At 57.2% G+C, this 5,337-nt stretch carries 5 protein-coding genes and 2 pseudogenes; 6 read left to right on the top strand and 1 reads right to left on the bottom strand.

What is annotated here, in order from left to right; genetic code table 11:
- Positions 1-124: 124 nt before the first annotated feature.
- The 6 genes and pseudogenes from CINSTRO3249_RS12385 to CINSTRO3249_RS12360 form a co-directional block, all read left to right on the top strand.
- Positions 125-550: pseudogene (locus CINSTRO3249_RS12385) on the top strand (FecCD family ABC transporter permease); the annotation flags it as partial.
- Positions 547-1,338: an ABC transporter ATP-binding protein gene (locus CINSTRO3249_RS12380; protein ID WP_074013505.1), complete on the top strand. Its 792-nt coding sequence runs from the start codon at positions 547-549 to the stop codon at positions 1,336-1,338. The pseudogene CINSTRO3249_RS12385 and the gene CINSTRO3249_RS12380, both read left to right, overlap by 4 nt.
- Positions 1,339-1,901: 563 nt before the next feature.
- Positions 1,902-2,567: a GTP cyclohydrolase I FolE gene (gene folE / locus CINSTRO3249_RS12375; RefSeq protein WP_074013504.1), complete on the top strand. Its 666-nt coding sequence runs from the start codon at positions 1,902-1,904 to the stop codon at positions 2,565-2,567.
- Positions 2,568-2,625: 58 nt separating this feature from the next.
- Positions 2,626-3,786, top strand: coding sequence for a DUF418 domain-containing protein YeiB (gene yeiB, locus CINSTRO3249_RS12370; RefSeq protein WP_074013503.1), 1,161 nt, complete (start codon positions 2,626-2,628; stop codon positions 3,784-3,786).
- A gap of 322 nt (positions 3,787-4,108) precedes the next feature.
- Positions 4,109-4,777 (top strand): two-component system response regulator PmrA, encoded by a 669-nt coding sequence (pmrA, locus tag CINSTRO3249_RS12365; protein ID WP_074013506.1) that lies wholly within the window; start codon positions 4,109-4,111, stop codon positions 4,775-4,777.
- Positions 4,774-5,073, top strand: a pseudogene (locus CINSTRO3249_RS12360) (two-component sensor histidine kinase); the annotation flags it as partial. The gene pmrA and the pseudogene CINSTRO3249_RS12360, both read left to right, overlap by 4 nt.
- A gap of 35 nt (positions 5,074-5,108) precedes the next feature.
- Here CINSTRO3249_RS12360 and CINSTRO3249_RS12355 read toward each other — a convergent pair.
- Positions 5,109-5,337: integrase core domain-containing protein (locus CINSTRO3249_RS12355; protein WP_143146879.1), on the bottom strand; the 229-nt coding region annotated here is incomplete at its 5' end.

Here is a 5,337-nt window from a genome sequence, read left to right as displayed (position 1 = left end):
TTTCAGCGCCGTAAATGGCGATAGTACACGTCGGTTTCACTTCATTTACAACCCCACCGGCTGCCTATTTCAGCCCGCTAACCCTTGGCATATAAGTCGTTGCGGACTTGTGTATAACGAGGTGACCGAAGATACGTTGCAAGGCCTGGTGTTCTGGACCATGGGCAGTCTGGCGCGCGCCTCCTGGCCGAAATTGACCATAATGAGCGTAGCCTTTGCGCTGATGTTGCCTTGGTCGATGTTCAGCGCTTGGAAGCTGACCGCGCTGCGGCTGGGCACGCTGCTGCGTATCAGTATTCTGTCGGCGCTGGCGGTCGCCTTCGTCGGGCCGATTGGTTTCATCGGTTTGGTGGCGCCCCACATCGCCCGGCTGATGGTCGGCGAAGATCACCGCTTTTATCTGCCCGCCAGCGCGCTGGTGTTGTCGATGGCGTCGGTGGCATCTAAAAATATCGTGCCGGGCACGCTTATCCCCGTCGGCATTGTGACCTCGCTGGTCGGGGTGCCATTTTTCCTGAGCATCATCTTGCGCCACCGGGGGGATCTATGACCGCGGGACTGCGTATCGCCGGCTTTAGCGCCGGTTATCCGAAACGTCGGGTGATTGACCAGCTCGAGGTACCCTGTTTGCCCCGTGGTCAAATCAGCGTGCTGCTGGGGCCTAACGGCTGCGGCAAATCCACGCTGCTGCGATCGTTGGCCGGTCTGAATCCGGCCCGCGGGGAGCTTTGGCTGGCGGGGGAAGATTTAATGCAATTGCCGTTTGCCCGGCGCGCGGAAAAGGTAGTGTATTTACCGCAGAGCCTGCCCGCCGGTGTTCATTTGCAGGTGCTGGAATCGGTCATCGTGGCGCAACGCGCCTCCGGCGGCCGCGCGCATCAGGCTGACGAGGAGGCGGTAATGGCGCTGCTGACGCGTCTAGGGATAGCCCATCTGGCGCTGCACTATCTGGACAGCCTCTCCGGCGGCCAGAGGCAATTGGTGGGGCTGGCGCAATCGCTGATACGCCAGCCGGCGCTGTTGTTGCTCGACGAGCCGCTTAGCGCGCTGGATCTCAATTATCAATATCATGTGATGTCACTTATTGGCAGCGAAACCCGGCGCCGCAATATTGTCACGCTAATGGTGGTGCATGATATCAATATTGCGCTCCGTCACGGCCAACATGCGCTGATGTTGCGCGACGGGCGTTTGCTGGCGGACGGTGCCCCTGAACGCGTGATTACGCCCGCCAGTCTGGCAAGCGTATATGGCGTCAAGGGCCGTATTGAGCGCTGTTCACAGGGTCGGCCGCAGGTGTTGATTGATGGTCTGGTCAGTCAGCCGGGGCCTATCTGACGCGCCGCCGTCCGCGCCGAGACAACAGGACAGGGGCCTGAGAGAAAATGCGGCGCTAATGGAAAGCGCGGGCCTGACAGGAGAGCGTGGCACTAATGCCCTGTAAACTCGGCACTTATAGGTAAACCCGGCCGCCACCCAGGCGCGCTTCTGGCACTAAAGCAAGTGAGTTGTCCAAAGAGACATTCCTTTACTACTTCTCAGTGATAAGGATATAAGATCCTCTGAGCCCCACTGACGAGAGGGCCGCCGCTTGGCGCCCGTTGTCAGCGCTTATGTTCGACACTCGCTGTGCCTCCCCGGTATTCCTCCATGCGCGCTGCCTGCATCGGCACCTGATACACCAAATCCTTGGTCCTCAACACCTGCCGCGCCGGGTAAAAATCACGGCGCTAAACTGCTTTTCATTAAACCAAATACTTATGATAATGAGCAAGTTAAGTGCGTACGATTCAGCTATCATGAAACACATTCACTGGATTATCCCCGCGCACTCCACTAGAGTGTTGCCCATTCTGCGGTTAACCCCGCGGGAGCGAATCGCCTGCTGGAGAATAAAGAATATGGTAACGCTGACAAAAGAGGCCTCGCAAGTACGCGACGCTTTACTGGCCCGTGGCCTGGAAACACCGCTGCGGGGCGAGGTACTGGATAACGAAGTGCGCAAACGTCTTATCGCCGAGCATATGACGGAAATTATGACGTTGCTTAATCTTGATTTGACCGATGACAGTCTGGCGGAAACGCCGCACCGTATCGCCAAGATGTACGTGGAGGAGATTTTCGCCGGTCTGGATTACGCCAATTTCCCCAAGATCACCGTCATCGAAAATAAGATGAAGGTGGATGAGATGGTCACGGTGCGCGACATTACGCTGACCAGCACCTGTGAACACCATTTCGTTATTATCGACGGCAAGGCAACGGTGTCCTATATCCCCAAACAGTGCGTTATCGGCCTGTCGAAAATCAATCGCATCGTGCAGTTTTTTGCCCAGCGGCCGCAGGTACAAGAGCGGCTAACGCAGCAGATCTTGCTGGCGCTGCAGACGCTGCTCGGCACCACTAACGTGGCGGTCTCGATCGACGCGGTGCATTATTGCGTCAAGGCGCGCGGGATCCGCGATGCCACCAGCACCACGACCACCACTTCGCTGGGTGGACTGTTCAAATCCAGCCAAAATACCCGCCAGGAATTTTTGCGTGCTGTCACGCATCATAACGGTTAATCTATTGTTAACCCTTATTTACGGCGCTGCCGGCGCCGTCTGACAGAAGAGAACCCCCATGCGGCAGCGCATCGAGATGTTGGATTGCGCGCGCGGGATAGCCATTCTGGGCATCCTGCTGATGAATATCACCGCCTTCGGGCTGCCGAAAGCGGCGTATCTTAACCCCGCTTATACCGGCAGTATTGCCAACGGCGAAGCCTGGACCTGGGCCGTGCTGGATCTGGTGGCCCAGGTCAAATTTCTCACCTTATTCGCGTTATTGTTTGGCGGCGGCCTGGTGCTGCTGTTGCCGCGCGGACCGCGTTGGACCCACGCGCGGCTTCTCTGGCTGATGGGGTTTGGTGTTATTCATGCCATCTTCTTTTGGGATGGGGATATTTTACTGGATTACGGCCTGGTGGGCCTGTTGTGTCTGGGGCTGATTCGTCAGGCGCCGAGCGAGCGTAGCCTTATCGGCACCGGTATTGTGCTCTATGCCATAGGGGTAGGGCTTCTGCTGGTGTTTCAATTGTTGCTCGGCGACCAGCCTCCCGGCCGTTTCTGGCTGCCGGATATTGCCAATCGGGTGTATGAACATTATTGGCAAACCGAGGGCGGCCCGGAAGCCTGGCGCGAGCGGCTTAATTTACTGCACGGTAGCCTGCTGGCGATGGCGTCGCAATACGGTTGGCAATTGGCCGGCGCGATATTGATAGGCGCGGGGCTGATGCGCAACGGTTGGCTGGCGGGCCGCCGCGAACCGGCGCATTATCGGCGGATGGCGCTGTGGCTGATTCCGGCAGGGTTGATAATCAACCTGCCGGCGGTGGTGGCCCAGTGGCAACTGGGCTGGGATTATCGCTGGTGCGGTTTTTTACTGCAAATGCCGCGGGAAATCAGCGCGCCGCTGCAGGCGTTGGGCTATGTCGCGTTGCTGTATGGGTTCTGGCCACGGCTGGCCGACAAGACGATTATCCGCCTCCTCGGCAATGTCGGAAGAATGGCCCTGACCAACTACCTGCTGCAAACCCTCATCTGTACCTTGCTCTTTAATCAGCTGGGATTATTTATGGCCTACGACCGGCTACAATTGATGGCGTTTGTGCCGGCGGTCTGGTTTATCAATATTGCCGTGTCTGCCCTGTGGCTCAAGTATTTTCGTCAGGGGCCGCTGGAAGGGGTCTGGCGGCGTTTAACGCGCTTGGCCGGCGGTGTACCGCGCACGGATGCCTGGTAGACTTGACCTTCCGTGTTTGCACGCCGCCCCTCGCCGGCGGCATATAACCCTCGTGCGCGCCGCTTGCCCCTGACCCCGCCTGCGCTATCCTTATCTCCATCGTTTGCCGCCAGGCGTTTGCGCCGGTGTGCGGCTGCCGGTCCGGTTGAACATGCCGGATAAAATGAGGTCTATTACCATCATTGACCGCCCGTTGACGGTTGCCGCACAGGCCTGAAGGGCGTTTCGTTGTGGCACGCTGGCGGCTATCCGGTCGATGCAACGGGCTGCCGCACCCTGTGGCGCCCGATGGATGAGCGCTGTGCTACTGGGATTGCGGGTGATGAAAATTTTGGTGATTGAGGACGATAAACTCTTGCGCGAAGGCCTGCAGCAGGCGCTGGAGCAGGAAAGTTTTACCTGTGAATGCGCCGCTAATCTGCGTCAAAGCTGGCCGTTATTGACCTCCACGCCCTATAGCTTGATTATTCTTGATTTAGGTTTGCCGGACGGCGACGGTATGTCGCTGCTGGAAAAACTTCGCCGGCAGGGCAACGGCGTGCCGGTATTGATCCTGACCGCGCGTGACGCGATTGACGAGCGGGTACGCGGCCTGGATTTCGGCGCAGACGATTATCTGATTAAACCCTTTGCGCTAAGCGAATTGCTGGCCCGCGCCCGGGCCATCATTCGCCGTCATCAGGGTGTCAGTAATAACCTGCTGTGGGTCGATGATATTTCTCTGGATTTGACCCACCATGATGTCACCGTGGACGGTAAAACGGTCATCCTGACCCCGAAAGAGTTTGCCATCCTCTCCCGGCTGATGTTGCGGGCGGGGCATCGCATTCATCGTGAAATCCTGCATCAGGATCTTTACAGTTGGGATGATGATCCCTCTTCCAACTCGCTCGAAGTGCATATTCACCATCTGCGCCAGAAAATAGGCCGTGACCGTATCCAGACGCTACGCGGCTTCGGTTATCTTCTCACCACTGCGGAGAAATCATGAGCGGCCTGCGGATGCGCGCCGGTCGCTTTTACAGCCTGCGCTGGCGGCTTATTATTGTGCTTGGCGCAATCATGTTGGTGTGTCAACTGATTAGCGTGCTTTGGTTATGGCATGAAAGCAAAGAGCAGATCGACCTGCTGGTCGACAACACGCTCGCAGAAGCGGTGCGCAATGAGCACGTCAATACCGAAATACATGAGGCCATCGCCTCTTTAAGCGTGCCTTCACTGCTGATGATCCTGGTAACGCTGTTTTTTTGCTTTCAGGCGGTGAAATGGATCACCCGGCCGCTGAATAACCCCGAGTTTATTAGAGAGTAATTTTGGCAATACTACGCCGCTTCCTCTGATGCTAATTGCAAAGCGTAATAGTTCATTTCGGCTTCAGTAGGAGGGATGTAACCCAGCCGCCCGAGCAGCCTTCTGTTGTTGTACCAGTCCACCCAGTCCAGCGTGGCCAACTCCACTTCCGTCCGGTTTTTCCAGCTCCCGCGGTGGATAACCTCCGTTTTGTACAACCCGTTGATACTCTCTGCCATCGCATTATCGTAGGAGTCGCCG

It is taken from the genome of Candidatus Sodalis sp. SoCistrobi (assembly GCF_900143145.1).
Lineage (GTDB): Bacteria > Pseudomonadota > Gammaproteobacteria > Enterobacterales > Enterobacteriaceae > SoCistrobi.
Note: the sequence above shows the minus strand (reverse complement) of the source record. Positions and strands in the feature narration are given on the sequence as shown.

Coding starts and splice junctions, on each gene's coding strand:
- CINSTRO3249_RS12380 (WP_074013505.1), top strand. CDS start 547: ATGACCGCGGGACTGCGTATCGCCGGCTTTAGCGCCGGTTATCCGAAA.
- folE (WP_074013504.1), top strand. CDS start 1,902: ATGGTAACGCTGACAAAAGAGGCCTCGCAAGTACGCGACGCTTTACTG.
- yeiB (WP_074013503.1), top strand. CDS start 2,626: ATGCGGCAGCGCATCGAGATGTTGGATTGCGCGCGCGGGATAGCCATT.
- pmrA (WP_074013506.1), top strand. CDS start 4,109: ATGAAAATTTTGGTGATTGAGGACGATAAACTCTTGCGCGAAGGCCTG.